This window comes from Antribacter gilvus, assembly GCF_003946865.1.
Taxonomy (GTDB): Bacteria; Actinomycetota; Actinomycetes; order Actinomycetales; family Cellulomonadaceae; genus Antribacter; species Antribacter gilvus.
Window position 1 is genome coordinate 286150 of the sequence record NZ_QXTH01000007.1, and the last position, 24905, is coordinate 311054.

The window sequence follows — 24905 nt, forward strand, 5'->3', positions numbered from 1 at the left end:
AGCCTCACTCAGGCCAGATCTGCACAAGATCACACCCGTCCGGCCCGGGCCTCCTCAGGGCGGGCACTCCCTCGCGCCTACGATGGCACGGTGCCTGCCTCCCCCGCGCTCGAGGTGCGCGGCCTCGTCAAGCGCTACGACGGCCGGGCCGTCGTCGACCACCTCGATCTCGTGGCCCGCCCCGGCGCCGTGACCGCGGTGCTCGGACCCAACGGCGCCGGCAAGACCACCACAGTCGAGTGCTGCGAAGGACTGCGCGCCCCCGACGCCGGGACCGTCCGCGTCCTCGGCCTCGACCCCGTCGCCGACGCCCGCCGCCTCCGCCCCCGCGTGGGCGTGATGCTGCAGGACGGCGGCCTCCCCACCGGCGTGCGCGCCCTGGAGATGCTGCGGCACGTCGCGTCGATGTACGCCCGCCCCCGCGACGTCGCGGAGCTGTCCGCGCGGCTCGGCCTCGACTCGTTCGCCCGCACCACCGTGCGCCGCCTGTCCGGCGGCCAGCGCCAGCGCCTGGCCCTCGCCGCCGCCGTGGTCGGCCGCCCCGAGGTCGTGTTCCTCGACGAGCCCAGCGCCGGCATGGACCCGCAGAGCCGCCGAGCGGTCTGGGACCTGGTCCGCGAGCTCCGGGCCGACGGTGTCGCCATCGTCCTCACCACCCACCTCATGGACGAGGCACAGGACCTCGCCGACCTCGTCCACGTGGTGGACCACGGCCGCGTCATCGCGTCCGGCACGGTCGCGGACCTCCTCGCCGACGGCGGCGACGCCGCGGACGCGCCGGCCACGGTCCTCGTGGAGGCGACGCCGGGCCTGGAGACGGAGCCGCTGGCCAAGGCCCTGGCGGCTCTCCCGCACGCCGCAGCCCAGCCAGGCGGCGCGGCCAAGCCCGGCAGCCCTGTGCCCGACGCCGGTGACGCACCTCCCGCGGACACCTCGCCCTGGTCGGTGGTCGCCGGGGCGGACGGCACGTACACCGTGACCGGCCCCGTGGACCCGCGTGCCGTCGAGGCCGTCGCCGCGTGGCTCGCCGACCAGGGCGTCCTCGCCCGGTCCGTGACCACCGGGCGGGGCACCGGCCGCACCCTGGAGGACGTGTTCCTCGATCTCACCGGAAGGCACCTGCGATGACCACGACGCAGCCCGGGACGGTGCACCCGGCCGAGCCTCCGGCGTCGGGCGAGGACCGCGCCGCCCCCGCCTGGCGGCGCATCGCCGCCCAGGCCTCGTTCGAGACCCGGGCGATCCTGCGCAACGGCGAGCAGCTGCTCGTCACGATCGTGCTGCCGGTGCTGGTGCTGGTCGGGCTCGTCCGCACGTCGTTCCTCGACCTCGACACCCAGGGCTGGTCGCGCGTCGACTTCGTGACCCCGGGCGTCCTGGCGCTCGCCGTGATGTCCACGGCGTTCACGTCCCAGGCCATCGCCACCGCGTTCGACCGGCGCAACGGCGTGCTGCGCCTCCTCGCCACCACGCCGCTGGGCCGTGGCGGTCTGCTCGCGGGCAAGGTGCTGGGCGTCCTCGCCGTCGAGGTGGTGCAGGTCGTGGTCATCGCCGGCGTGGCGCTCGCCCTCGGGTGGCGTCCGGCGCTCGCCGGCCTGCCCGCCGTCGTGGGCGTGACGCTGCTGGGCACCGCCGCGTTCACCGCCCTCGCCCTCCTGCTGGCGGGGACGCTGCGCGCCGAGGGCGTCCTCGCGGTGGCGAACCTGCTGCTCGTGCTGCTGCTCGTGGGTGGCGGCGTGCTGCTCCCCGCCGGGGAGCTGGCGGCGCCGCTCGCGCACCTCGCGGTGCTGCTGCCGTCGGGCGCGCTCGGCGAGGCCATGCGCGGGGCCCTGCTCGAGGGGACGGTGCCGGCGTTCTCCGTCGTCGTGCTGCTCGGCTGGACGGCCGCGCTCGGCTGGGGCGCCAGCAAGCTCTTCCGCTGGCACTGACGTCGCCCACCGGGCGTACGGGGATCCCACACAATTGTCAGGGCTCCTCGCCAATTCGGCCTGTCCGTTCCTAGACTCCGCGGACACCAGCCCGTGCGACGACGCCGGGCGCTGACTTCCGGAGGCTCCGCCCGTGCACCGCAGCACACCCCCCGACCGTGTTCCCCGCCGCCGTGGCCTCGCCCGGACCGCTGCCGCGGTGGTCGCCGCGATGGCGTTGTCGACCGTCGCCGCGGCAGCCGCCGCCTCACCCGGCGCAGCAGCCCCGTCCGACGACGACCCGCTCACCCGGTCAGCCGGCGTCCCGGCCTTCCGCCCCGCCGGCGAGGACGGTGTCGCCGACCGCTGGATCGTCGTCCTCGAGGACACCACCGACGTCGTCGGCCAGTCCCGCGGCCTGGGCAACCGCTACGGCGCCACGCCGGGCCGCACGTTCCAGCACGCGCTGCGCGGCTTCGAGGCGAGGATGACGCCGGCGCAGGCCCGCAAGCTCGCCGCCGACCCCGCCGTCGCGTACGTCGAGCAGGACACCGTGGTCCACGCCGACGTCGTCGTCCCCACCGCGGTGCAGGACCCCGCGGGAACCTGGGGCCTGGACCGGGTCGACCAGGCCGCGCTCCCCCTCGACGGCCGCTACGCCTACCCCGTCAACGGGTCCGGCGTCACCGCCTACGTCATCGACAGCGGGGTGCGCACCACGCACGCCCAGTTCGGCGGTCGCGCCGTCTCGGGCACGGACCTCGTGGACGACGACGCCGTCGCCGACGACTGCTCCGGGCACGGGACCCACGTCGCCGGGACGATCGGCGGCTCCACCTACGGCGTGGCGAAGGGAGTGCGGATCGTCGCCATCCGCGTCCTGGACTGCGCCGGCTCGGGCTACACCTCCGACACCGTCGCGGGCATCGACTGGATGACCGCGCACCACGCCGCCGGGACGCCCGCCGTCGCGAACCTGAGCATCGGCGGGAGCAGCATCTCCCAGGCGAAGGAGGACGCCGTGACCCGCGCGATCGCCGACGGCATCTCGTTCGCCGCCTCCGCAGGCAACGACTCGGGGCTCGACGCCTGCACGAAGTCCCCCGGTCGTCTGTCCGCCGTCCTCACCACCGGCTCCACGACCAGCACGGACGCCCGGTCGTCGTTCTCCAACATCGGCACGTGCGTCAAGCTGTTCGCGCCCGGCAGCTCGATCCTGTCCGCCGGGATCGCGAGCGACACCGCGACCGCCACGAAGAGCGGCACGTCCATGGCGACCCCGCACGTCGTCGGTGCCGCCGCGCTCGTCCTCGCCGCGCACCCCGCCTGGACGCCCGCGCAGGTGAAGGCGGAGCTCGTGGCGAGCGCCACGCGCGACGTCGTCACCAACGCCGGCACCGGCTCGCCGAACCTCCTGCTGCGGGTCGGCGGCACGGCCGCACCGAGCCCCACGCCGACGACGTCCCCCACGCCCCGGCCCACGCCCACCCCGACCCCGACCCCGACCCAGCCCGGCACCTGCGCCTACCCGGCGTGGTCCGCGGCGGCCGTCTACGTGCTCGACGACCGCGTCACCCACGCCGGCAAGGCCTACCGCGCCAAGTGGTGGACCACCGGCGAGACGCCCGGCACCACAGGCCAGTGGGGCGTCTGGCAGGACCTGGGCGCCTGCTGACCGCCGACGCCGGCCGCTCGCCCGGGCGAGAATCACACCTGGTGAGGTGCTCGCCCGGGACGAGCGACCGGCGTCGGGCACTACCGTGGAGGGCGTGACTGCGAGCGCCCTTGCCGAACCTGCCACCGACCGCCTCGCGCGCCTCCGCCGCTGGACCCCGGCGGTCCTGGTCGCGAACCTGGTGGCGCAGATCGGCATCATCGTGACCGGCGGCGCCGTGCGGCTGACGGAGTCGGGCCTGGGCTGCTCCACGTGGCCGTACTGCGAGCCCGGCCAGTTCACGGCCGTGATCCACCCCGAGACGAGCTACCACCAGTACATCGAGTTCGGGAACCGGACGCTGACCGGGGTGGTCTCGTTCTTCGCGCTGGCGGTCGCGGTGCTGGTGTGGACCGCTCCGGGCCGCTCGGCGGCGTTCCGCCGCCTCGGCTTCGTCCCGCTCGCCCTCGTCGCGGTGCAGGCGCTGCTCGGTGGGATCCTCGTACACCTGGAGCTGCACCCGGGCCTGGTGTCGCTGCACTTCGTCCTGTCCGGCCTGCTCGTGGCGATCTCGCTCTACCTGGTGCACCGCTGGCCCGAGGGCGACGGTGCCCCGGTCCCGCTGGTCGGACCGCGGGTGCGGGCGCTCGCGTGGGTCCTCGGAGCCCTCACGGTGGTTGTCGTGGTGCTCGGCGTGATCACCACGGGCGCGGGCCCCCACTCGGGTGACGCGACGGTGGGCTACCGCCTCGCGGTGGACCCCGCGCTGATGTCGAAGTGGCACGCCGCGTCGGTGTGGGCGTTCCTGGTCGCCCTGGTCACGCTCCTGGTCTCGGTGCGCCCGGCTGCTGCCACCGGCCCGGGCCTCGACCTCGCGCCGGTGCGCCGTGCCGCCTGGGTGCTGCTGGGGATCACCCTGCTCCAGGGGGCGATCGGCTACGTGCAGTACTTCACCGGCCTGCCGATCCTGCTCGTGGGCCTGCACATGCTCGGCGCGGCGCTGCTCATCGCGGGCACCACGCGGGTGGTGCTGACGACGCGCACGCGCTGAGCCGGGCGGTGCGCGGCGCAGCGTGACGGCGAAGCGCCCGGACCGCCCGTCGCGGTCTAGGGTGTCCGACGGCGGTCCGCCCGCGACCGCACCCCACGAGCCCTCGAGAGGCCCCCGCCGTGCTCTCCACCGCGATCCCCAGCCCTCCGTTGGACTGGAACGCCATCCACCTCGGCCCGCTGACCATCCACGTCTACGCCCTGTGGCTTCTCGCCGGCATCGCCGCGGCCGCCTTCATCACGGACCGGCGTCTCACCCGCCGGGGCGCACCCGAGGGCGCCGTGCTGGACGTCGTCATGTGGGCAGTACCCCTCGGCATCGTGGGGGCACGGATCTACCACGTGCTCACCCACACCAGCGACTACTTCTACCCCGGGGCCGACCCCCTCGACGTGGTGCGGATCTGGGACGGCGGCAACGCCCTCTACGGGTCGCTGCTCGGCGGCGCGGTCGGCGCCTGGATCGGCTGCCGGCGGGCGGGGATCGGGTTCTGGGCCTTCGCCGACGCGCTCGCCCCCGGCATGCTGGTGGCGCAGGCGATCGGCCGGATGGGGAACTACTGGAACCACGAGCTCTTCGGCGGCCCGACGACGCTCCCCTGGGGCCTGCAGATCGACCCGGCTGCGGGCATGTTCCCCGCAGGCACCCCCGAGGGGACGCTGTTCCACCCGCTGTTCCTGTACGAGATGCTCTGGAACCTGGTGGGCGCCGCGCTGCTCGTCGCCCTGGACCGCCGGTTCACGCTGCGGCACGGCAGACTGTTCGGCCTCTATCTCGTCTGGTACGGCCTGGGCCGCGCGTGGCTCGAGCTGCTCCGCATCGACCCGACGAGCGACCAGTACCTCGGCCTGCCCGCCAACGTGGTGGTGTCCGGCGTGGTGGTCCTGCTCGGGCTCGGGCTGTTCCTCGTCCAGCGCCGCCGGGCGGAAGAGCCGGAGACGGAGCCGGGGACGGAAGAGCCGGCGACAGAGGAGCCCGTGGCTGAGAAGCCCACGACGGCGGACGAGCCGACGGCCGGCTAGCTGGGCACGGGGTCGAGGCCGCGCTAGAGACGGCGCCTGGCCTGCGCCGACGCTGCATAGCGTCGGCGCAGACCAGGCGCCGTCTCCCGTGACTACAGCTGCTCCACCCGCTGGGCCAGGTCCGCCAGGACTTCCCGCAGGTCGCCGAGTGCCGCGTCGAGGCCCTCGTTCGCGCCGGACTCCAGGATCTCGTCCAGCTCCTTCTCGTTCAGCTCCCCCGGGTCGTCCCCGACCTTCTCGCTGAGCCGCACGAGCGCCGCGCCCAGCGCGACGGTGAGCAGGTGGTCGGCGTCTGCCCAGCGGATCGTCTCGGCGGGCTCCTCCGCGAACTGGGCTCCCTTGAGCCGCTGCGACTCCGGGCGGAACTCCCACGGGTCGATCTCGGGGAAGATCCGGATGAGCCGCACCCGTACCAGGTCGATGACGAGCCGGCGCGTCTGGCACCGGCTCACGTACTGGCCCATCGCGTCCTGCGCGTGCTTCCCGATGAGCCACAGCACCTGCGGCCCGAGCTTCTCGATGCCGACGTGCCGGGTCGTGAGCACGGCCTCCAGCACCCGGTCGGAGAGCAGGGTGTTGAGGAGGAGCTTCGAGCGCATGCACCGGAGGTTCGCCGGCCGGGACAGCCACGTCGCCAGGTTCCGGTAGTACGCCTTGATGTCGGCCAGGTGCTCCTGCCCGGCAGCCGACGCGAGGAACCCGCGGCTCTTCACGGGGTCGAGGTGGGTCGGGATCCCCGTCAGGTTGACGTTCACGAAGTGGTGCCACGTCGCGTCGGTCACGACCCGGCCGATGCCGGCCCGGTGCCCGTCGTAGGCGCTGATGCCGCCGAACGTGTGCGGCACGGTCGGGTCCTTGTCGCCTGACGTCGTCCCGGCGAGCACCCGGTTGCTCGAGATCACCTCGGGCAGCGGGCGGGATCCGCCGTCGACGGCGGGCGGGAACTCGGGCCCGGACGCCAGGTTCAGGTCGGGGTTCGCGGGGACCTTGCACTCGCCCTCGTGCGGGTGGTCCGGCATGACGGTGATGACGCCGCGCGGCCCGCACAGCAGGGGGTGCGGGAAGCGGTACCGGAACAGGCCGCTGCTCACCGAGTACATGCGTGGCTCGATGGTCTGCGGAAGGTCGTCCGACTGGTCGTCGAACTGCGAGCCGGGGCTCGCGCCGTTCCGGTTCGTGTCGTTGCGGCGCGCCCCCCTCATCGACACCTCGTCGGTCGCCCTGTCACCCGACGTCGAGCTCCACAGCCGCATGTCGCGCGCCCTCGGCAGGGCCGCCCCCATGTACTTGCCCAGCGCGCCGTGGTCGCCCGTGGCGAACAGCCCGCCGCCGCCGTTCTCGAACTCCTCGATCACCGCCAGCTCGGTGTCCGCGAGCCGGTCCGTGGGATAGGACGAACCGTTCGGGGCCGTCCCGCGACTGAAGAGGCGCTCGGCGATGCCGAACAGGAACACGACGTCGTACATGTCCGGAGCGAACTGGTCCGCCTTGTCGAACGCGAACGGGCTGATCCGCCGGGCGATCCGGGTCTCGGAGTCGTACATCTGAGCCCCGGCCGCGGACTGCAGGTGCGCGAGGGTCACCTCGAACCGCACGGTCAGGCTGTCCAGCAGCACCGACACGAACGTGGACAACCCGGAGCCGTTCCCCGGGTCGAAGTCCAGCCCGTCAGCGACCACCAGCACGCGCACGACGCACGGCCGCCGCCAGGGGACGTAGTCGAACCGGTCCACCCGCCGCAGCCCCTCGTCCCGCAGACGCAGCAGCTCACGGTTCTCGGGTGTGAGCACCCTCAGGACATCGTCCATCGGTCATCCCCCTGTACGAGTCGCGCGGGGTGCGACGTTGCGCCCCGTCGCACAGGAGGGACTGCCGCGGCTGCGCCGCGATACCTGTTCGCCGGGTGAACAGCGTTCAGCATCCATCCCATCACCGCGTCCGCGCACCGCACCACCACGGAGCATGGCGACGGCGTGAGCTCCGCGAGGAGCTCACGCCGTGGCCGTACCCGGGTAGGGACCGGTCAGATCTCCGGCTGCCAGACGTCCGCGACCACGTCGGCCGGGCGGTCGCCCAGCGCGCGCGAGGCGACGGCGCCCGTCGCGAAGTTCGCGTGGCACTCGGGGCAGTACCACTCGGGCGTCGGCACGGGCACGTCGAAGCCCCCGTAGACGACCTCGGGCTCCATGGGCACGTCGCCCATCTTCATGCCCCAGACGATGCGCTTGGTGTTCCCGCGAGCGCCGCACGCGGGGCACTGCGGGCGCATCCGGGCACGCTGCGAGGCGACGGAGTGCGGGTGGAGCAGCTCGTGGCACGGCTCGCAGATGAGGTAGGTGTCGCTGATGAGCTGCTGGAGCGACCGCTCGGTGACGCCCTCGAGGGCGGCGCGGACGGCGCCGTCGTCGTGCGCGCGCAGGGTGGAGACGTCCACGAACCGCTCGCACGTGGCGCAGCGCTCCTCGCGGCGCAGGTCCCAGCCGGCGATCTGGCGGTGCGACAGGAGGCGCAGCGCGTGCAGGTTCGGCGACAGGGGCCCGGACTCGCACTCGCCGGCCTCGAGGGTGCCGGTGGAGCCGTGCTTGAACTGGTGCGCGATGCCGTCGAGCACGAGGCGCGCGTGCTCCTGGGGCAGCCAGCCGGACGAGCGCGCGTAGGCGGTGGCACCGGTGAAGAGGTCGTCCCAGATGACGGGGCGGTCCGGGCCGAACAGCTCGTCCGAGACCCAGTCCTCCCCCTTCGAGGCGCCCATGAGCTCGACCGCGGCGACGATGCCGGGTTCCGCGCCCACGACGGTGACGACGACGTCACCGCGCTGGGGCCCGTCTGCCCCGCCCGGCAGGCGGTGCTCGGGGCTACGGGTGGCGATCGCCACGGACTCGCGCAGCCAGTCGTCTGTCCAGTTCAGGTAGACGGACGGGACGAGCCACGCGGGCAGGGAGGACACGTTGGGGAGCACGTCGGAATCTGTCACGCGCGAAGACTAGCGGAACTCCATAGCACCAAAATGACGCGACCGCCTCCGAAACCGTGGCACGCCGGTGTTCCGTCCGAGTTCACCCGGTCTGTCCGACGGCGGCGTCAGTCGCCCGGGGAGATCTCGTCGCCCTCGTAGGTCACGGTGACCGTCTCGAAACCGAGCGACGTCAGCATCCCGGCGAGCGTCTTCCGGGTGTTCTCCTCGGCCCGGTCCTCGAGATCGCTGGACCCGGCTGCCTCGCCGAGCATCTCCTCGGCCTTCGCCAGGACCTCCTGGCGCGAGTCGTTGTCGCCCCCGAAGAAGTCGTTCAACCGGTTGATGAGGCCACGATCCTCCGAGATGGCCCGGCTGCGCTCGAGGTCGAGGCGCGGCTCTGCGAGCTCCGGGCGGGGCAGCACCAGCTCGACGGCGGTCCCGTCCTCGGAGATCGTGATGTCGTCCTCGGTGATCTGCCGGAAGTCCACGTACGACTCGACCGAGCCGTGCGCGATGAACAGGGTGCGCTCGCCGGCGAGCCAGTCGGGCACGTAGCGGGTGTCCTCCTCGAGGTCGACCACCACCTCGTAGTTGCCCTCCGCGGCCACGAAGCGCGCGAGGTCCTTGATGCTGAGCAGCACCGGCGGTGTCGAGCGGTCGACCGTCTCCGTGGCGAACGGGTTGAGCGCCGACGTGATCTCGTCCTTGAAGGCCCACAGGACACCCAGCCCGATGGCCACGACGAGCACCAGGCCGGCCACCGTCCCGATGAACGCCGTCAGCAACGTGCGCCAGCGGAAACGGTCGCCCGACCTGGCCTCCTGGATCGCTTCGGCCTCGGCTCGGCCGCGGGGCTGGCCCGCGACCCGGGGCCGCTCGATCCGCTCCGTCGTCCGGTCGTTGTCGTCCGCCACGTCTGCCCCATTTCCGGGAGTTTGTCTGCGGGGCACACGCTAGTGCCTGTCACCGACACTCGCGTCCGGGCCACGCTGCCGTCGTCCGAGGGGACGGGGCCGCCGCCGTCCCGCGGAACAGGACAGCGGCGCGGCACGCGCCGTCAGCGGCGGCGGAAGCCCCAGTGCGCGTCGACCGGCCGGAGCGTGGTCCACGACGACGCCTGCCCGATCGCGGCCGCGAGGATGCCGGTCACCGCCGCGGCGTTGTGGAGCTTGCCCGCGAGGGCGAGCTGCACCGCCTCCTCGAGCGGCACCGGGACCACCACCATCTCGGCCTCCTCGGCCTCCCGCACGTGCCGCTCGTCCTCGGGCACCGGGGCCAGGTCGCGGACCAGGTACACGCGGATGGCCTCGTTGCTGCCGCCCGGCGTGGGCAGCAGGTCGGCGAGGACGTTCCAGGTGGCGCCCATGACGTCGGCCTCCTCGACCAGCTCGCGCACCGCGGCGACGTGCGGCTCCTCGCCGTCGACGTCCAGGAGCCCTGCGGGCAGCTCCCACAGGACCGCGCCGACGGGGTGCCGGTACTGGCGCACGAGCAGGACGCGGTCCTGGTCGTCGAGCGCCACGACGGCGACCGCACCGGGGTGCGACACGTACTCCCGGCGGACGACACCAGCGGTGCCGAGGTCGACCTCGTCGGTGATGACGTCGACGATGCGACCCTGGAACGGGACGGCGAGGCGGCGGGACGGGCGCGGGGCGATCGTGTCGACGATCTTCCCGCGTCGCGGCGGGGCAGCCGGCTGCGGGCGCGACACCTCGGCCGCCACCTGCACAGGCACCTCGCCGGTGGCCTTCGCTGTGACCTCGGGCGACTCAGCGACCTCGGGTGACTCGTCGGGCGGTGTCTCGACCGGCGCCGTCGTGCCCGCGGCCGGGATCGGTTGCTCTCCCACCGTCAGCCGGCCTGGCGCTCGAGAGCGGCCGCGATGAGGCCCGCGAACAGCGGGTGCGCGCGCGTGGGGCGCGACTTGAACTCGGGGTGCGCCTGCGTGGACACGTAGTACGGGTGCGTCTCGGCGGGCAGCTCGACGAACTCGACGAGCGACGAGTCGGGCGACGTGCCCGAGATGACCAGCCCGGCCTCCTCGAGAGCGGGACGGAACGCGTTGTTCACCTCGTAGCGGTGGCGGTGCCGCTCGGAGACGCGCTCGGTGCCGTAGGTCTTGGCCGCGACGGAGCCGGCCGCCAGCTGGGCGTCGTACGAGCCGAGGCGCATGGTGCCGCCGAGGTCGCCCTCGCCGCCCACGATCGCGAGCTGCTCGGCCATGGTGGCCACGACCGGGTGCTCCGACTCGGGGTGGAACTCGGTGGACGACGCGTCCTCCCAGCCCAGCACGTTGCGCGCGTACTCGATCACCATGGACTGCAGGCCCAGGCAGATACCCAGCGTGGGCACCAGGTTCTCGCGGGACCAGCGCAGGGCGCCGACCTTGCCGTCGATGCCGCGCACGCCGAAGCCGCCGGGCACGAGCACCGCGTCCACGCCCTCGAGGGAGCGCTGGGCACCCTCGGGGGTCTTGCAGTCGTCGGCCGCGACCCAGCGGATCGCCACCTTGGTGTCGTTCGCGAAGCCGCCGGCGCGCAGCGCCTCGGTGACCGACAGGTAAGCGTCCGGCAGGTCGATGTACTTGCCGACGAGCGCGACCTCGACGTTGTGCTCGGGCTCGTGCACACGCTCGAGGAGCTGTGCCCAGCCGTCCCAGTCCACGTCGTGGAACGGCACCGCGAGGCGGCGCACCACGTAGGCGTCGAGGCCCTCGGAGTGCAGCACGCGCGGGATGTCGTAGATGCTCGGCGCGTCGACGGCGTTGACGACCGCCTCGTTGTCGACGTCGCACATGAGCGCGATCTTGCGCTTCACCGGCTCCGGGACCTCGCGGTCGGCGCGGAGCACGATCGCGTCGGGCTGGATGCCGATCGAGCGGAGCGCGGCCACGGAGTGCTGCGTGGGCTTGGTCTTCAGCTCGCCGGACGGGCCGATGTACGGCACGAGCGAGACGTGCAGGAAGAAGACGTTGTCGCGGCCCAGCTCGTGCCGCACCTGACGCGCGGACTCGAGGAACGGCTGCGACTCGATGTCGCCCACCGTGCCGCCGATCTCCGTGATGATCACGTCCACGTCGTCGCCGGCCTCGGCGCGCATGCGCGACTTGATCTCGTCCGTGATGTGCGGGATGACCTGCACCGTGTCGCCCAGGTACTCGCCGCGACGCTCCTTGGCGATCACCTGCGAGTAGACCTGACCGGTGGTCACGTTGGACGACGCCGGCAGCTCCACGTCGAGGAAGCGCTCGTAGTGGCCGATGTCCAGGTCCGTCTCGGCGCCGTCCTCGGTGACGAAGACCTCGCCGTGCTGGAACGGGTTCATGGTGCCCGGGTCCACGTTCAGGTACGGGTCGAGCTTCTGCATGGTGACGCGGAGGCCGCGGGAGCGCAGGAGGCGTCCGAGCGAGGATGCCGTCAGACCCTTACCCAGAGACGACGCGACACCCCCGGTGACGAAGATGTGCTTTGTCGGCGAGGAACCGCCGCGTGTCTGGGAGCGAGACTGGAGTCTGTTCTGGTGATCGACCACGGAACTCCATCCTAACCGAGTTGCAGCGCCCCGGCGCTGTGGGAACCAGCACAGCACGAGGTTGCGGACAGCGACCTACGTCACTCGCCAGTCTGCGCCACGAGGGCGCGGAGTGCCGCTCGGGGCGCCTACCGGGGCGGGCGCCCGGTCCGCGCCACGATCCGCCCGACGCCGGAGCTCACCCGGGTGCGCAGGTCCCGGTCCAGCAGGACCGCCACGGCCAGCACGACCGCCGCGGCGACAAGACCGGCGAGGAGGGCCGCCCCGATCGCACCGAAGAACGCCCCGAGGTCGAAGGGCACCCCAGGACGCTGGTCGGCTGCGACAACGACCTGCCGCGCCGGCACCAACGCGGTGAGAGCGACGGCGACGGCGCGTCCCACCACTGCACCGGCGGCGGCCCCGACAGCGAGCCCGGCCAAGACTTTCGGGGTTCCGCGCAAGGCCCCCGGTCCGAGGTGCCGCCGCACCGCCAGGAGCAGGCCGGCCCCCGCCACCACCATGCCCGCCGTTCCCACGGCACCGAGCGCCGCCAGGACGTCGGGCACCCGGTCGGCGAAGGCGACGGACCCGGGATCCGGGCGCTCGGCACCGATCACCACGGGGACCAGGACCGCTCCGACGGCGACGACGCCCCAGCCCGCGGCCGTCGCGGTCACCGCCGCGCGTCCGTGGTCGACGACGTAGAGCGCTCGCGACAGGTGCAGGATCAGCGCGTACCCGAAGAGCCCCGGCGCGAGCCACGACAGCCCGGCCGCGAGCCCGGGGGCGTCTCCGCCGTCCACCACGAGGTTGAACACCGCCTCCACAGCCGGTGCGGCGGCGATCAGCGCGGCGACACCTGCCCCCACCACGAGCAGCAGGGTACGCGTGGTCCTCGCGACGAGGTCGTGCAGGGCGTCGTAGCGGCGAGCGGCCGCGTGCTCCGCGAAGCGGGGGAACGCGCTCGTGGCGATCGGGAACGCCAGCACGGCGAACGGCAGCAGATACACCTGCTGGGCGTAGAGGTAGATCGTGAACGTCCCGTCCGGTCCTGCGAGGTTCGCGGCACGCATGACGAGCAGCGCGGAGAGCTGCTGCGCCACCAGGGCGCCGACACCGGCGAACGCCAGCCGCGAGGCCCGGCGGCCCTCCCCCGCCGGGAACCGGAGCGTCGGCCGCAGCCTGATCCCGGTGCGCCAGACCGGCACCAGCAACGGCAGCGCGAGGAACGCGACCCCCGCCGTCGTACCCCAGGCGAGCCAGTCGAGCGCCGCGCCGCTCAGCCGGGCGACGTCCTGCGCGTTCCCCTCCGCGAGCACCCGGAAGCCGCCGTACACACCGATGACCACCAGGCTGGAGAGCAGCGGGGCGAACGCCGGCCAGAAGAAGCGCTTGTGCGCCTGCAGGACACCACCGAGCACCACCGCGATCCCGTACAGCGGCACCTGCACCGCGAAGACGCGGAGGAAGCCTGTGGCCACGTCCTCCAGGAGCGGGTCGTCCAGCCCGAGGAGGCCGACCACCGGACGCGCCAGCAGGGCGAGCAAGGCCGCCAGCGGCACGAGCACGACGAGGGTCCAGCCCAGCAGGGCCGACGCGATACGCGACGCGTCCTGACGGGACTTCTCCGTCCCCTCCGACGTGAACGCCGCCCGGCTCAGCGGCCCGGCCAGCAGGGGCACCACGGCCCCCGCGAGCGCACCACCCGCAGCGACCTCGAAAAGCACGTTGGGCAGCAGGTTCGCGGTGTTGAACGGTGCGTCGACGCCGCCGGTCCCGAGGAAGGCACCCTGCGCCAGCCACCGGCCGAAGCCCACCACCCGGCTCGCCAGGGTGACGACCGTGACGAGCAGCGCCGCCCCCACGAGCGTCTGGGTGCGGCGTGAGGCTCCCACGGTCAGCTCTTCGGGGCGGGGGCCGGCGGCGCCTGCCGGCGGCCCCACAGGTCGACCTTGCTGAGCCACGGCGTCTCCGCGATGACCTTCGAGAAGCTCACCCGCTCGGACGTGAGAGTAAGACCGACGACGGCCGCCAGCGCGGCGAGGCGCACCGCACGAGGCGCGCCGAAGGCGATCTGGCTCCCGACGAGGGCACCGAGGGCGTTGGCGCCACCGTCGCCCAGCATGTCGCGCTCCCCCAGGTCGCCCGGGGCTGCGGCCACCGCGGCACCCAGCACCGCACCGGTCCCCGCGCCGGTCGGCCCGAGCACGAGCGGCAGGCTCGCGACGACGCCCGCCTTGAGGGCCCGGCCTGGCCGGAGGTCGAACAGGTTGAGCAGGTTCGCGGTCCCGGCGATCAGGGCGCCGTTGACGCCCACGTCGACCAGGTGGCCGAGAGCCCCGCCGCGCCGCTCGGTGCCGACCGCAGCCGCGACCAGGGCGGTCGCCGGGATGCCGAGGATCTTCAGCGCGCCCGTCGTCACGCGCCCCTGCGCCAGCGCGCCCAGGTGACCACGCAGGCCCTTGGTGCGGACCGTGGTGTCCTCGGCGAGGTCGTCGATCACGCCGAACACCGCGGCGCTCGCGGTGCCGAGCACGGTGGCGCCAGGCGCCGGCCCGCCCGCGGCCAGCGTCCCCGCGAGCAGGCCTGCCGCGACGGCGGGGCCCTCCAGCAGGCTGATGGGCTCCCCCCGGTGGTTGGTGCGCGTCCAGCGCTCGCCGTCGTCCGCGAGCGCGTCGAGCACGCGCCGCGTCCCCACGGTGGCCCCGGCGGCGACCCCCGCCGCCACGATGAACCTGACCACGCCCACGCGTGTCCCCTTCCGTCGCCCGGGCCTGTGGCCCGCCGGTTCAGCCTGCGTCGCCCGCGGGGGGCGTCTGCCCGTCGGCCGGGAGCTCCACCACGGGAGGCAGCGCCGTGCCGCCGTCCTCCAGCCCGAAGTGGCCCGAGACCCCGCCGAGCGTCGCGGCGACCGCGAGGGGCACCGTGATGCGCCCCACCGACCGGGCGACACCGCTCACCGTGGTCACCTTCCGTGCGATCGCCTCGTCGGCGCGCACGGCGGTCACGACGTCCGTGGCGACCTCCGCCGGCCCCGCGAGCACCACGGAGACGCCACGATCCTGGAGTGTCGCCGCGACGCTGGTCCATACGGAGGTTGGCGTCTCCGCGTCCTCCTCGGTGGTCTCCGCAGCCGGTTCCGGCTCCCGCAGCGGCGCCGCGAGCAGCACCACGGCGTCCGCGCCCTCCGTCTGCTCGGCGCCGACCTCGAGGAACTTGAGCTGCTCCAGCTGGTTCTCGAGGTCGATCGCCTCCTCGCTGCGGGTACCGTCCGTACCGCCCGTGAGAGCGATGGCGAGGGCCGCGGCGAGCGGGGGGGTGGTGCCGTCCGGCACGCCGTCCCCGAACGTCTCCCGGAACCCGGCGGCGAGGGTGCGGCGCATCGACGCCTCGTCGGGGCTGTACCAGACCTCGGTGAGAGACCCGTCGGCGACGACCTCCCCGCCCGCCGCGACGATCTGGTCGACGACGCCGTCGTGGACCTCGTCGCTCACCTCGCCCAGCTCCAGCACCGCCACCCGCTGACCCTCGAGACGGCCCGCGAGAAGCTGACCACCGGCGGCCTCGACGAACCTGTCGTCCTCGTCGAGCTGCTCCTGGGCCGACTCGAGCTGGTCACGGTAGGCGTTGCGCTCGTCCCGCAGCTGGTCCACCTGCTCCTCGGCGAGCTCGCCGATCGACCCCTGGAGAGGGCCTGCGCCGAGGATGATCCCGACGGCAAGGGCGAGGAACACCGAGATGAGAGAGACGAGGTGATACCGGAAGTCGATCACGAGGGGCGGGAGTCCTTCGGGGCGTGCGCCGACGGTGCGTGCGGCGGGGACAGTTCGGACAGGGGGCGGTTCGGACAGGGTGAGCGGCGCTAGCCGCCGAAGAGCAAGCCGACCCAGGAGACCAGGTCGTCGATGCGGGCGGCGACGATGCCGAACACCGTCTGACCCAGGGAGGAGGACCACAGAGCCGCCAGGACGGCGGCGAGGCCCGCGAGCGACAGCAGAGTCAGCTGCCAGTTCGAGATGCGCGTCCGGTAGAGCCGGGAGACGCCCTTGGCGTCGACGAGCTTGCCACCCACACGCAGGCGGGTGAGGAACGTCGAAGCCATGCCGGCGCGCCCCTTGTCGAGGAACTCCACCAGCGTCGCGTGGGTGCCGACCGCCACGATGAGCTCGGCGCCCTTGTCGTCGGCCAGCAGCATCGTGATGTCTTCGCTCGTACCCGTCGCGGGGAACACCACGGGCTCGACGCCGAGGTCACGGACCCGGTCGAGGCCCGGAGCCTTGCCGTCGCGGTAGGCGTGGACCACGATCTCGGCCCCGCTCGACAGCGCGCGGTCCGACACCGAGTCCATGTCGCCCACGATCATGTCGGGCTTCCAGCCGGCGTCGATGATCGCGTCCGCACCACCGTCCACGCCGATGAGGACCGGCCGGTTCTCCTTGATGTAGGACCGGAGCATCGCCAGGTCCTCGCGGTAGTGGTAGCCGCGCACCACGATCAGCACGTGCCGGCCCGCGATCGACGTCCGGATGTCGGGCACGCCCACACCGTCGAGCAGGAGGTCCCGCTCACGGCGCAGGTACGTCATCGTGTTCTCGGCGAACCGCTCGATCTCGGCGGACAAGCCTTCCCGGGCTGCGGCGGCGCTCGCGGCGACGGACTCGGCAGTCTGCAGCTCGCCGCTGGCGAGCGCCTCGCCGCCCACGAGCACCTCGGCCTCGGCGATCTCCAGCTGCGTGCCGTCGGGCACCGACATGATCCCGGGGCCGAGGTCGTCCACGAGGACGATCCCGGCCTCGAGAAGGATCCCCGGACCGGTGTTCGGGTACCGGCCGGACGTGGAACGAGCAGCGTTCAGCACGGCGACCGGCCGCGCGGCAACGAGCGCGTCGGCTGCTACCCGGTCGATGTCGACGTGGTCGATGACCGCGACGTCACCCGGCCGGATGCGCGCCGTCAGCTCCTTGGTGCGGGCACCGACACGCGCCGGGCCGCGCGTCGTCGACGCGGAGTCCTCGGGTTCGACCCGACGCTCGCTGCGTCGGTCGGGACGTGACAGGGTGAGCTTCATCGGGACCTATCGTCCCACGACAGACGACTCGATGAGCTCGAGCGCGTGCTGCCGGGCCGTCTCCGAGTTCTCCTGACCGGAGAGCATCCGCGCCAGCTCGCGCACCCGCTCGTCACCCGTGACCTGGCGCACGCCCGTCACGGTGATCATGCCGTCCGGTTCCTCGGCCCCGCCGTCGGTGGACTTCGTCACCACCACGTGCGCGTCGGCGAACGCCGCGACCTGCGCGAGGTGCGTGACGACGACCACCTGGGTGCTGCGACCCAGGGTGGCGAGCCGGCGGCCCACCTCGACCGCTGCCCGGCCGCCGACGCCCGCGTCGACCTCGTCGAAGACGAAGGTGCGCCGCAGGGCGGCCCTGTCCCCGTGGGCGCCCGCGCCGTCGTCGGCCCCCTGGCGGGCGCTGGCGCTCCGATCGTTGGCCGCCGTCGCCAGCGCCACCTCGAGAGCCAGCATCACGCGCGAGAGCTCACCGCCCGACGCACCCTTGCCGAGCGGTCGCTCCGGCGCGCCGGGGTGCGGCACCAGCAGGAACGTCACCTGGTCGGCGCCGAACGGCCCCAGGGCCTCGGCGTCGTCGACCGTCACCACGAGGTGCGCCCCGCCCATGGCGAGGCCGTGCAGCTCCTCGGTCACCGCCTCCGCCAGTGCGGAGGCCGCCTGCCGGCGCCCCTGCGAGAGGGCGTCCCCCAGGCGGGCCAGCTCGGCGTCGAGCTCGTGCGTGCGCTCGGACATGGAGCGGAGCCGGTCGCCGCCGTCGTCCAGGTCGAGCAGGCGCAGGCCGGCGTCGCTCGCCCACTGCAGCACCTCGTCGATGGTGTCGCCGTAGCTCCGGGTGAGGCCGTTGAGCGCCGCGAGACGCTGGTGCGCCGCCTCGAGAGCGGCCGGGTCGGCCTGCAGGTCGTCCACGTACACCGCGACGTCCGTCGCGACGTCGGCCAGCAGGTAGCCCACCTCGGCGAACCGCACCGCGAGGGCGCCCAGCGCCGGGTCGGAGTGCGCCGCCGTGTCCAGCGCGCGACGGGCGCGCTCGACGAGGGCGATCGCGTTCTCACGCGCCCCGTCGGCGTCCTCCCCCGCGACCGCCTCGTGGGCCTCCTGCGCCGCCATCCGGAGCGCCTCGGCGTTCGACAGCCGCTCGACGACCGCCGCCAGGTCGGCGTCCTCCCCCGTCTGCGGGTCGACGCGCTCGATCTCGTCCAGCCCGATCCGCAGCAGCTCCACCTCGCGGGCACGCTCGGCGCTCTTCGTCGTGAGGTCGGCGATCTCGGCGAGGAGTCCGCTGCGCTCGCTCCACGCCGCGCGGTACCGCTCCAGCACGCGTTGGTGCTCGGGCCCGGCGAACGTGTCGAGCGCCTCCCGCTGCTTCGCGGGCGTGCGGAGCCGCAGCTGGTCGGACTGGCCGTGCACGGTGAACAGGTCGTCGGCCATGTCGGCCAGCACGCCCTGCGGCACGCTGCGCCCGCCGAGGTGCGCGCGCGACCGGCCGTCGGCGACGGTCCGCAGGATCACGACGGTGCCGTCGTCCTCGACCTCGCCGCCGGCCTCCTCGACGCGTTGCAGCACCTCGCTACGCCCTGCGACACGGACCCGGCCCTCGACGGCGGCCCCCGTAGCACCGGGGCGCACCGAGCGCGGGTCGGCCTTGCCGCCCATGAGCAGGTTGAGACCTGTCAGCACCATCGTCTTGCCCGCGCCGGTCTCGCCCGTGATGACGGTCAGGCCGTCGGACAGCGGGACCCGGGCCGAACGGATGACGCCCAGGTTCTCGATCGCGATCTCCTCGAGCACCTCACTCCTTCGTCTCGTCGCCGCGCGCCCCACCGGGCACGGGCACGCCGCGTGGCTCAGACCGTACCGCCTGCGGGAGCCGGTCGCGCCAACCCGTGACCGGCAGGCTGAACTTGGACACCAGCCGGTCCGTGAACGGCGCCGTCGACAGCCGCGCGAGCCGCAGCGGCACGTCCCCCCGCCGCACCACGACCCGCGAGCCGGGCGGCAGGTCGATGCTCCGCCGACCGTCGCAGGTCAGGACGCCCGAGGCCGCGCTGTGCTCGCGGATCTCGACGGTGAACGTCGATCGCGGACCGATGACGAGCGGGCGCGCGAACAGCGCGTGCGCCGACAGCGGCACGAGCAGCACCGCGTCCACGTCCGGCCACATCACGGGCCCGCCTGCGGAGAACGCGTGCGCGGTGGAGCCGGTCGCCGTGGACATCACCACGCCGTCGCAGCCGAAGGACGACAGGGGCCGCCCGTCCACCCCCACGACGACCTCGAGCATCCGCTCGCGGCTGGCCTTCTCCACGGTGGCCTCGTTGAGCGCCCACCCGGTCACGGGCTCGTCCTGGCCGGGCAGGTGCACGGCCACGTCCACGACGGCGCGCTCCTCGACCACGTAGTCGCGGTCCGCGAGTCGACGCACCGCGAGGTGCAGGTCCTCCCGCTCCGACTCCGCGAGGAACCCCACGTGCCCGAGGTTCACGCCCAGCAGCGGCACGTCCGTGCCGCGCGTGAGCTCCGCGGCGCGCAGGATCGTGCCGTCGCCGCCGAGCACCATGACCACCTCGGCCTCGGTCACGCCCTCGCGGGCGCGGGCCGCCGACATGTGGTTGCCGAAGTCTTCCGCCAGGTCGTCGTCGTGCAGCGTCACGTCGAAGCCCGCCGACGTGAGCTCCTTGACCGCCTCGTGCAGCGCCGCGACGGCCTGCGGCCGCCCGCCGTGCGTGACGATCAGGACGCGGCGGCTCACGCGGGCCCCCGGTCAGGCTGCACGACGACGGCCGGGGGCGTGGCCTGGGCGGCCACGTCCGGGTCCCAGCCCACCGCCTCGGAGATCGCGGTGTCCAGCGCGGCGTCGCCGACGGGCGCACCCTCGCCAGGCGTCAGCCAGAGGAAGAACTCGCGGTTGCCGTGCGGCCCCGGGAGCGGGCTCGGCACGACCGCCCGGACGCGCAGCCCGGCCTCCTCGGCGGCCCGCGCCACCGAGCGGACCGCGTCGTGGCGCAGAGCCGGGTCGCGGACGACGCCGCCCGAGCCGAGGCGCTCGCGCCCCACCTCGAACTGTGGCTTCACCAGCAGCAGCGCGTGCGTGCGCGGCCCGGAGACCCCGACGACCGCAGGCAGCACCTTGACGAGGGAGATGAACGACAGGTCCGCGACGACGACGTCCGGAACTCGCTCGAGGTCGTCCGGGCCGAGGTCACGCACGTTGAAGCCCTCGACCACGGTCACCCGGGGGTCCTCGCGCAGCTGCGGGACGATCTGGTCGTGTCCCACGTCGATGGCGACCACGTGCTCCGCGCCTCGGCGCAGCAGCACGTCCGTGAACCCGCCGGTCGAGGCGCCGAGGTCCACGGACCACGAGCCGGCGACCGTGAGGCGCGCGCCGTCACCGGCGGGCAGCGCGTCCAAGGCGTCGAGAGCGCCCGCGAGCTTGAGGCCCGCACGGGACGCGTACTCGAACTCCGAGAACTCCCCGCCCGCGACGTCGATCACGGCAGCCGTCGGCACGGAGACCGACGGCTTGGTCACGGCCCGCCCGTCCGCGACGACGAGTCCCGCGGCTACCAGCTCCGCCGCATGCTTGCGGGACCGGGCAAGGCCCCGGCGCACCAGCTCGGCGTCGACGCGCGCCGTAGCGCTCGACGAGGCGTCGCCTGTCGTTCCTGTCACGAGATTCACCGTCCGGAGTCACCGCTCAGCTGCGCGCGCAGCGCGTCGTGGACCGCTTCGAAGCGGGCCACGTGGTCGGCCGGCGGCACGTCCTCGAGGCCGTCGAGCAGCCCCAAGGCGTCACGGACCGCCGACTCGGGGTCGGCGGGGGCCAGCACCGCGGGCGTCACCGCCCCGGGAGTCTCCTGCGTCATCGTTACCTCCGGTTCGTCCTGCTCGGGCCGATGCCCGCTCACACCGTACCCGCCGTAACCGACACCGAGCCGGACGTCGCCGGGGCGCCTGAGAAGCTCAGGCGACCAGCTCCGGCACGGTCGCCGGATCGAGCGGCTCGCCCGCGTCAACGGCCGCCCACGCTGCCGCGCACGCCACCCGGACCAGGTCGATCCCGGCGCCGTGCCCGTCCGGCGCAGCCGCACCACGAGCAGACCGGCCCGAGGCGGGCCGACCGCCCAGGCGGAGACCGCCGTCGGACACCTTGGCCGCGGCCTCGCCGCAGACCCACCAGCCCTCATCAAGGACGGGCGCGGGGTGCGGCTCGAGGAGCGCGCGAAGGTCCGCCGCGAGGAACGTGGGCCGCAGGCCCGGTTCCGCGAGCACCGCGTCGCGCGCCGTGGAGACCCCGGTCAGCACGTGCAGGCCGGGATAACCGCCCTCGCGCGCGCCGGCGAGGTCCGTGTCGAGACGGTCGCCGATGACGAGCGGACGTTCCGCGCCCGCCCGCTCGACCGCAAGGTGGTACATCGTGGGCGACGGTTTTCCCGCGCTCGACGGCTGCACGCCCGTCGCCGCGACGACGGCCCCCACGAGGGAGCCGTTGCCCGGGGCGAACCCGCGGGCCGTCGGGAGCGACAGGTCAAGGTTGCTCGCCACGTGCCACGCCCCGCGCTGCACCGCGTAGGCGGCCTCGGCGAGGTGGACCCAGCCGAGGTCGGGCGAGTAGCCCTGCGCCACGGCGACGGGCTTGTCGTCCGCGGACGCGACCACCTCGAAACCTGCAGCGGTCACCGCGGTCACGAGGCCCTTGCCGCCCACGACGAGGACCTTCGCGCCCGGCTCCAGGCGTGTGCGCAGCAGAGCCGCACACGCCTGGGCCGCGGTCATGACCTCGTCCGGGACCGTCGGGATATCGAGCTCGCTGAGCTGACCCGCGACGTCCTCCGGCTCACGCGAGGCGTTGTTGGTCACGAAGACCAGACGCATGCCCCGCTCGCGCGCGGCCGCCAGCCCGGCCGCCGCGTGCTCGATCGGCAGGTGGCCCTTGTAGGCCACGCCGTCGAGATCCACGAGCGCCAGGTCGAAGGCCTCCGCGAGCGGGGCTGCGCTCGCAAGGAGACCCGCGGTCACGCGGACGCCCCAGGGGCGTCCTTCGTGGCCTCGTCCGTCGTCACCTCGGAGTCGTCGTCCTCGTCGGCCTCAGGGTCGGAGTCGGAGTCGGACGGGTTGGACTCGTCGTCCTCGTCGTCCTCAGGGTCGGCGCTGTCTGCGCTGTCGGCCGAGTCGGCGCTGTCCGGGGAATCCGGGGAGTCGGCGCTGTCGGCGGAGTCGGCGGAGTCGGCGCTGTCCGGGGAGTCGGCGGACTCTTCGTCCTCCGCGTCCTCGTCCTCGTCGTCCTCTGCCGGCTCGTCGTCCTCGTCGTCCTCTGCCGGCTCGTCGTCCTCTTCGCCCAGATCGGCGTCCTCGTCATACACGTCGTAGACGACGACCTCCTCATCGGGAGCCGTCGCACCGATGGCACGCTCGAGGTCCTTCGGGTTGACCGTGGCGAGCAGGGCAGACGCCTCGTCCCCTCGCCCGGCCGCCTCGAGCGCGACGGCTCGAGCCTGGAGGACGCGGAGGCGCAGGTCACCCTGGGCATCGCTCGCCGGGATCTTGTCCAGGACGGCGAGGGCAGCGTCGTGGTCACCGAGGTCGGCGCGCGCGCCGCTGACGACGATCGCGAGCTCCGTCCGCCCGACCGCATCCAGGGTCGAGGCCTCGTCGGACGCCGCCAGAGCGATTGCTCGCTCGGGTCGACCAAGGCCGCGCTCGGCGTCGGCCATGAGCGGCAGGTGCTCCGACGAGCCGTTGAGCCGACGCACGGTGCGCAGCTCTCGCAGCGCCTCGGCGAACCGGCCCGTGTGGTAGGCGGCGATACCCGCGGCCTCGCGCACGATGTCGACACGGCCGCCTCGGCGGACAGCCGCCTGGGCGTGCTCGTAGGCCAGCTCGGGGTTCACGTCGAGCAGGCGACCGGCCATCACCAGGTGAAGGCCCACCTGCTCAGCGTTGTCCTTGCTCAGACCGCGCAGGCGCCCACGGGCGTCCTTGTCGAGCTGGCTGAACGACGCATCCTCCGCGATCTCCGGCTCGGGCACGCGCTCGGAGGCACGATCCTCGGCGGGGCGCGGCCGGTCCTCGAACTGCCGGTCGCCGTCACGCTGCGGGCGGTCGCCGAACGAACGGGCCGGGCGGTCGCCGTCACGCTGAGGGCGTGCGCCTGTGGCCGAACGCTCCGGACGATCACCGAATGAACGGCGCTCGCCATCACGCTGGGGGCGATCGCCGTAGGGACGACGCTCACCGGAACCGCCGCTGGGGCGGTCCCCGAACGAACGGGCCGGACGGTCGCTGGAGCGGCTCTCGCCGCTGGATGCCGGACGATCACCGGCCGCGCGACGCTCCGAACGATTCCCGGCACGCGGGATGCGGTCCTCGAAACGACGGTCGCTGCCGCCGCTGTCGCGCTGCGGGCGGTCACCGAAGGGACGCGCGGGGCGGTCGCCGCCACGGTCCTCGAAACGACGGGGACGGTCGTCCGGACGGCGCTCGTCGCGCTGGGGCCGGTCACCGTAGGGCCGACGCTCGCCGGAACCGCCGGTCGGGCGGTCACCGAACGAACGAGCGGGACGGTCACCATCACGCTGCGGGCGGTCGCCGTAGGGACGACGCTCGCCAGAGCCGCCGGTCGGGCGGTCACCGAACGAACGAGCGGGACGGTCACCATCACGCTGCGGGCGGTCACCATAAGGCCGACGCTCACCAGAACCGCCGGTCGGGCGGTCACCGTAGGGACGACGCTCGCCGGAGCCGCCGGTCGGGCGGTCACCATACGAACGGGCCGGCCGGTCACCAGAACCCTGGGGGCGGTCACCGTAGGGACGACGCTCACCGGAACCGCCGGTCGGGCGGTCACCATACGAACGGGCCGGCCGGTCACCAGAACCCTGGGGGCGGTCACCGTAGGGACGACGCTCGCCAGAGCCGCCCGTCGGGCGGTCACCGTACGAACGAGTGGGGCGGTCACCAGAACCCTGGGGACGGTCGCCATAAGGCCGACGCTCACCGGAACCGCCGGTCGGACGGTCACCGAACGAACGAGCAGGACGGTCACCAGAACCCTGGGGACGGTCACCATAAGGCCGACGCTCACCGGAACCGCCGGTCGGACGGTCACCATATGAACGAGCGGGACGCTCACCAGAACCCTGGGGACGGTCGCCATAAGGCCGACGCTCACCGGAACCGCCGGTCGGACGGTCACCGTAGGAACGACGCTCGCCAGAACCGCCCGTCGGGCGGTCACCATACGAACGAGCAGGACGGTCACCGTCACGCTGCGGACGGTCGCCATAAGGCCGACGCTCACCAGAACCCTGGGGACGGTCGCCAGCGGGACGCTCGGAACGGTCGCCGTAGGGACGCGCCGAACGGTCACCACCGCGGCCGTCCTGTCGGGGCGCACCATCTCGACGGAATCCACCGTCACGACGGGCCTCACCCCCACGTGACGTGCGGTTGTAACCCTCGGACGAGCGCTCGCCCTCGCGCTCCTTGCCCTGCTCACGGGGCGAATCGTTCACGGTGTTCCCTTCGACGGCAGATACGGGTCCATTCTCCCACGCCGGAGCTCGCAAAGACGGTGCGCTCTGCGGTCGTGGGGTGTGACGTCCGTGGTGAACTAGTGCTGGAATGCACGAAGACCCGCACCCTGGTGGGTGCGGGTCTTCGTGTGAAGGGTGTCCGGCGGCGTCCTACTCTCCCACCCCGTCTCCAGGGCAGTACCATCGGCGCTGT

21 protein-coding genes are annotated in these 24905 nt (G+C 73.4%); 5 read left to right on the forward strand and 16 right to left on the reverse strand.

Annotation, left to right across the window (positions count from 1 at the left end):
• Window positions 1-90 precede the first annotated feature (90 nt).
• From D1350_RS14165 to lgt, 5 genes are all read left to right on the forward strand, one after another.
• On the forward strand, window positions 91-1128 hold the full coding sequence (locus D1350_RS14165) for an ABC transporter ATP-binding protein (RefSeq protein ID WP_125776658.1): 1038 nt from the start codon (window positions 91-93) through the stop codon (window positions 1126-1128).
• Window positions 1125-1928 carry an ABC transporter permease gene (locus tag D1350_RS14170; RefSeq protein WP_125776659.1) on the forward strand — a complete coding sequence of 268 codons (804 nt, stop codon included), beginning with the start codon at window positions 1125-1127 and terminating at the stop codon, window positions 1926-1928. Before D1350_RS14165 ends, D1350_RS14170 begins: the two co-directional genes overlap by 4 nt.
• 133 nt (window positions 1929-2061) lie before the next feature.
• Entirely contained in the window at window positions 2062-3582 is a 1521-nt protein-coding gene (locus tag D1350_RS14175) for a S8 family serine peptidase (protein WP_240644099.1), read from the forward strand.
• Between the two features lie 94 nt (window positions 3583-3676).
• Entirely contained in the window at window positions 3677-4612 is a 936-nt protein-coding gene (locus D1350_RS14180; protein WP_240644100.1) for a COX15/CtaA family protein, read from the forward strand.
• 119 nt (window positions 4613-4731) lie between these two features.
• Window positions 4732-5634 carry a prolipoprotein diacylglyceryl transferase gene (gene lgt / locus D1350_RS14185; RefSeq protein WP_125776660.1) on the forward strand — a complete coding sequence of 301 codons (903 nt, stop codon included), beginning with the start codon at window positions 4732-4734 and terminating at the stop codon, window positions 5632-5634.
• Window positions 5635-5726: 92 nt separating this feature from the next.
• On the opposite strand, the gene D1350_RS14190 is transcribed toward lgt, so the two are convergent.
• The 16 genes from D1350_RS14190 to D1350_RS14265 form a co-directional block, all read right to left on the reverse strand.
• Window positions 5727-7442 (reverse strand): hypothetical protein, encoded by a 1716-nt coding sequence (locus D1350_RS14190; protein WP_125776661.1) that lies wholly within the window; start codon window positions 7440-7442, stop codon window positions 5727-5729.
• Window positions 7443-7657: 215 nt separating this feature from the next.
• Window positions 7658-8608, reverse strand: coding sequence for a hypothetical protein (locus D1350_RS14195; protein WP_240644101.1), 951 nt, complete (start codon window positions 8606-8608; stop codon window positions 7658-7660).
• A 107-nt stretch (window positions 8609-8715) separates the two neighbouring features.
• On the reverse strand, window positions 8716-9504 hold the full coding sequence (locus tag D1350_RS14200) for a DUF4230 domain-containing protein (protein WP_206074539.1): 789 nt from the start codon (window positions 9502-9504) through the stop codon (window positions 8716-8718).
• A 143-nt stretch (window positions 9505-9647) separates the two neighbouring features.
• Window positions 9648-10442 carry an NUDIX hydrolase gene (locus tag D1350_RS14205; RefSeq protein ID WP_338068175.1) on the reverse strand — a complete coding sequence of 265 codons (795 nt, stop codon included), beginning with the start codon at window positions 10440-10442 and terminating at the stop codon, window positions 9648-9650.
• 2 nt (window positions 10443-10444) lie between these two features.
• A complete protein-coding gene (locus D1350_RS14210) occupies window positions 10445-12124 on the reverse strand; it encodes a CTP synthase (RefSeq protein ID WP_125776662.1) in 1680 nt (559 codons plus the stop codon).
• 128 nt (window positions 12125-12252) lie between these two features.
• Window positions 12253-14001, reverse strand: coding sequence for a murein biosynthesis integral membrane protein MurJ (murJ, locus tag D1350_RS14215; protein ID WP_240644103.1), 1749 nt, complete (start codon window positions 13999-14001; stop codon window positions 12253-12255).
• 2 nt (window positions 14002-14003) lie between these two features.
• A complete protein-coding gene (locus tag D1350_RS14220) occupies window positions 14004-14855 on the reverse strand; it encodes a hypothetical protein (RefSeq protein ID WP_125776663.1) in 852 nt (283 codons plus the stop codon).
• 40 nt (window positions 14856-14895) lie between these two features.
• Window positions 14896-15879 carry a copper transporter gene (locus D1350_RS14225; protein ID WP_164545173.1) on the reverse strand — a complete coding sequence of 328 codons (984 nt, stop codon included), beginning with the start codon at window positions 15877-15879 and terminating at the stop codon, window positions 14896-14898.
• An 89-nt stretch (window positions 15880-15968) separates the two neighbouring features.
• Complete coding sequence (steA, locus tag D1350_RS14230; RefSeq protein WP_125776665.1) at window positions 15969-17174, reverse strand: putative cytokinetic ring protein SteA; 1206 nt, start codon at window positions 17172-17174, stop codon at window positions 15969-15971.
• A 6-nt stretch (window positions 17175-17180) separates the two neighbouring features.
• The gene (locus D1350_RS14235; RefSeq protein ID WP_125776666.1) at window positions 17181-18965 is read right to left on the reverse strand and encodes a DNA repair protein RecN; all 1785 of its coding nucleotides are present in this window, start codon (window positions 18963-18965) and stop codon (window positions 17181-17183) included.
• A gap of 1 nt (window position 18966) precedes the next feature.
• Window positions 18967-19926, reverse strand: coding sequence for an NAD kinase (locus tag D1350_RS14240; RefSeq protein WP_125776667.1), 960 nt, complete (start codon window positions 19924-19926; stop codon window positions 18967-18969).
• Entirely contained in the window at window positions 19923-20849 is a 927-nt protein-coding gene (locus D1350_RS14245; protein WP_125776668.1) for a TlyA family RNA methyltransferase, read from the reverse strand. Before D1350_RS14245 ends, D1350_RS14240 begins: the two co-directional genes overlap by 4 nt.
• Window positions 20850-20854: 5 nt before the next feature.
• Entirely contained in the window at window positions 20855-21043 is a 189-nt protein-coding gene (locus D1350_RS14250) for a hypothetical protein (RefSeq protein WP_125776669.1), read from the reverse strand.
• A gap of 38 nt (window positions 21044-21081) precedes the next feature.
• A complete protein-coding gene (locus tag D1350_RS24920) occupies window positions 21082-21144 on the reverse strand; it encodes a hypothetical protein (RefSeq protein ID WP_125776709.1) in 63 nt (20 codons plus the stop codon).
• The gene (locus D1350_RS14260; protein ID WP_125776670.1) at window positions 21141-22196 is read right to left on the reverse strand and encodes an HAD-IIA family hydrolase; all 1056 of its coding nucleotides are present in this window, start codon (window positions 22194-22196) and stop codon (window positions 21141-21143) included. Before D1350_RS14260 ends, D1350_RS24920 begins: the two co-directional genes overlap by 4 nt.
• The gene (locus D1350_RS14265) at window positions 22193-23206 is read right to left on the reverse strand and encodes a tetratricopeptide repeat protein (RefSeq protein ID WP_206074540.1); all 1014 of its coding nucleotides are present in this window, start codon (window positions 23204-23206) and stop codon (window positions 22193-22195) included. Before D1350_RS14265 ends, D1350_RS14260 begins: the two co-directional genes overlap by 4 nt.
• Window positions 23207-24905 lie beyond the last annotated feature (1699 nt).

What these genes read in the sequence shown, in the direction of transcription:
- D1350_RS14190 (WP_125776661.1), bottom strand. Translation starts at nt 7,442, where the DNA reads ATGGACGATGTCCTGAGGGTGCTCACACCCGAGAACCGTGAGCTGCTG.
- D1350_RS14250 (WP_125776669.1), bottom strand. Translation starts at nt 21,043, where the DNA reads ATGACGCAGGAGACTCCCGGGGCGGTGACGCCCGCGGTGCTGGCCCCC.
- steA (WP_125776665.1), bottom strand. Translation starts at nt 17,174, where the DNA reads ATGAAGCTCACCCTGTCACGTCCCGACCGACGCAGCGAGCGTCGGGTC.
- D1350_RS14170 (WP_125776659.1), top strand. Translation starts at nt 1,125, where the DNA reads ATGACCACGACGCAGCCCGGGACGGTGCACCCGGCCGAGCCTCCGGCG.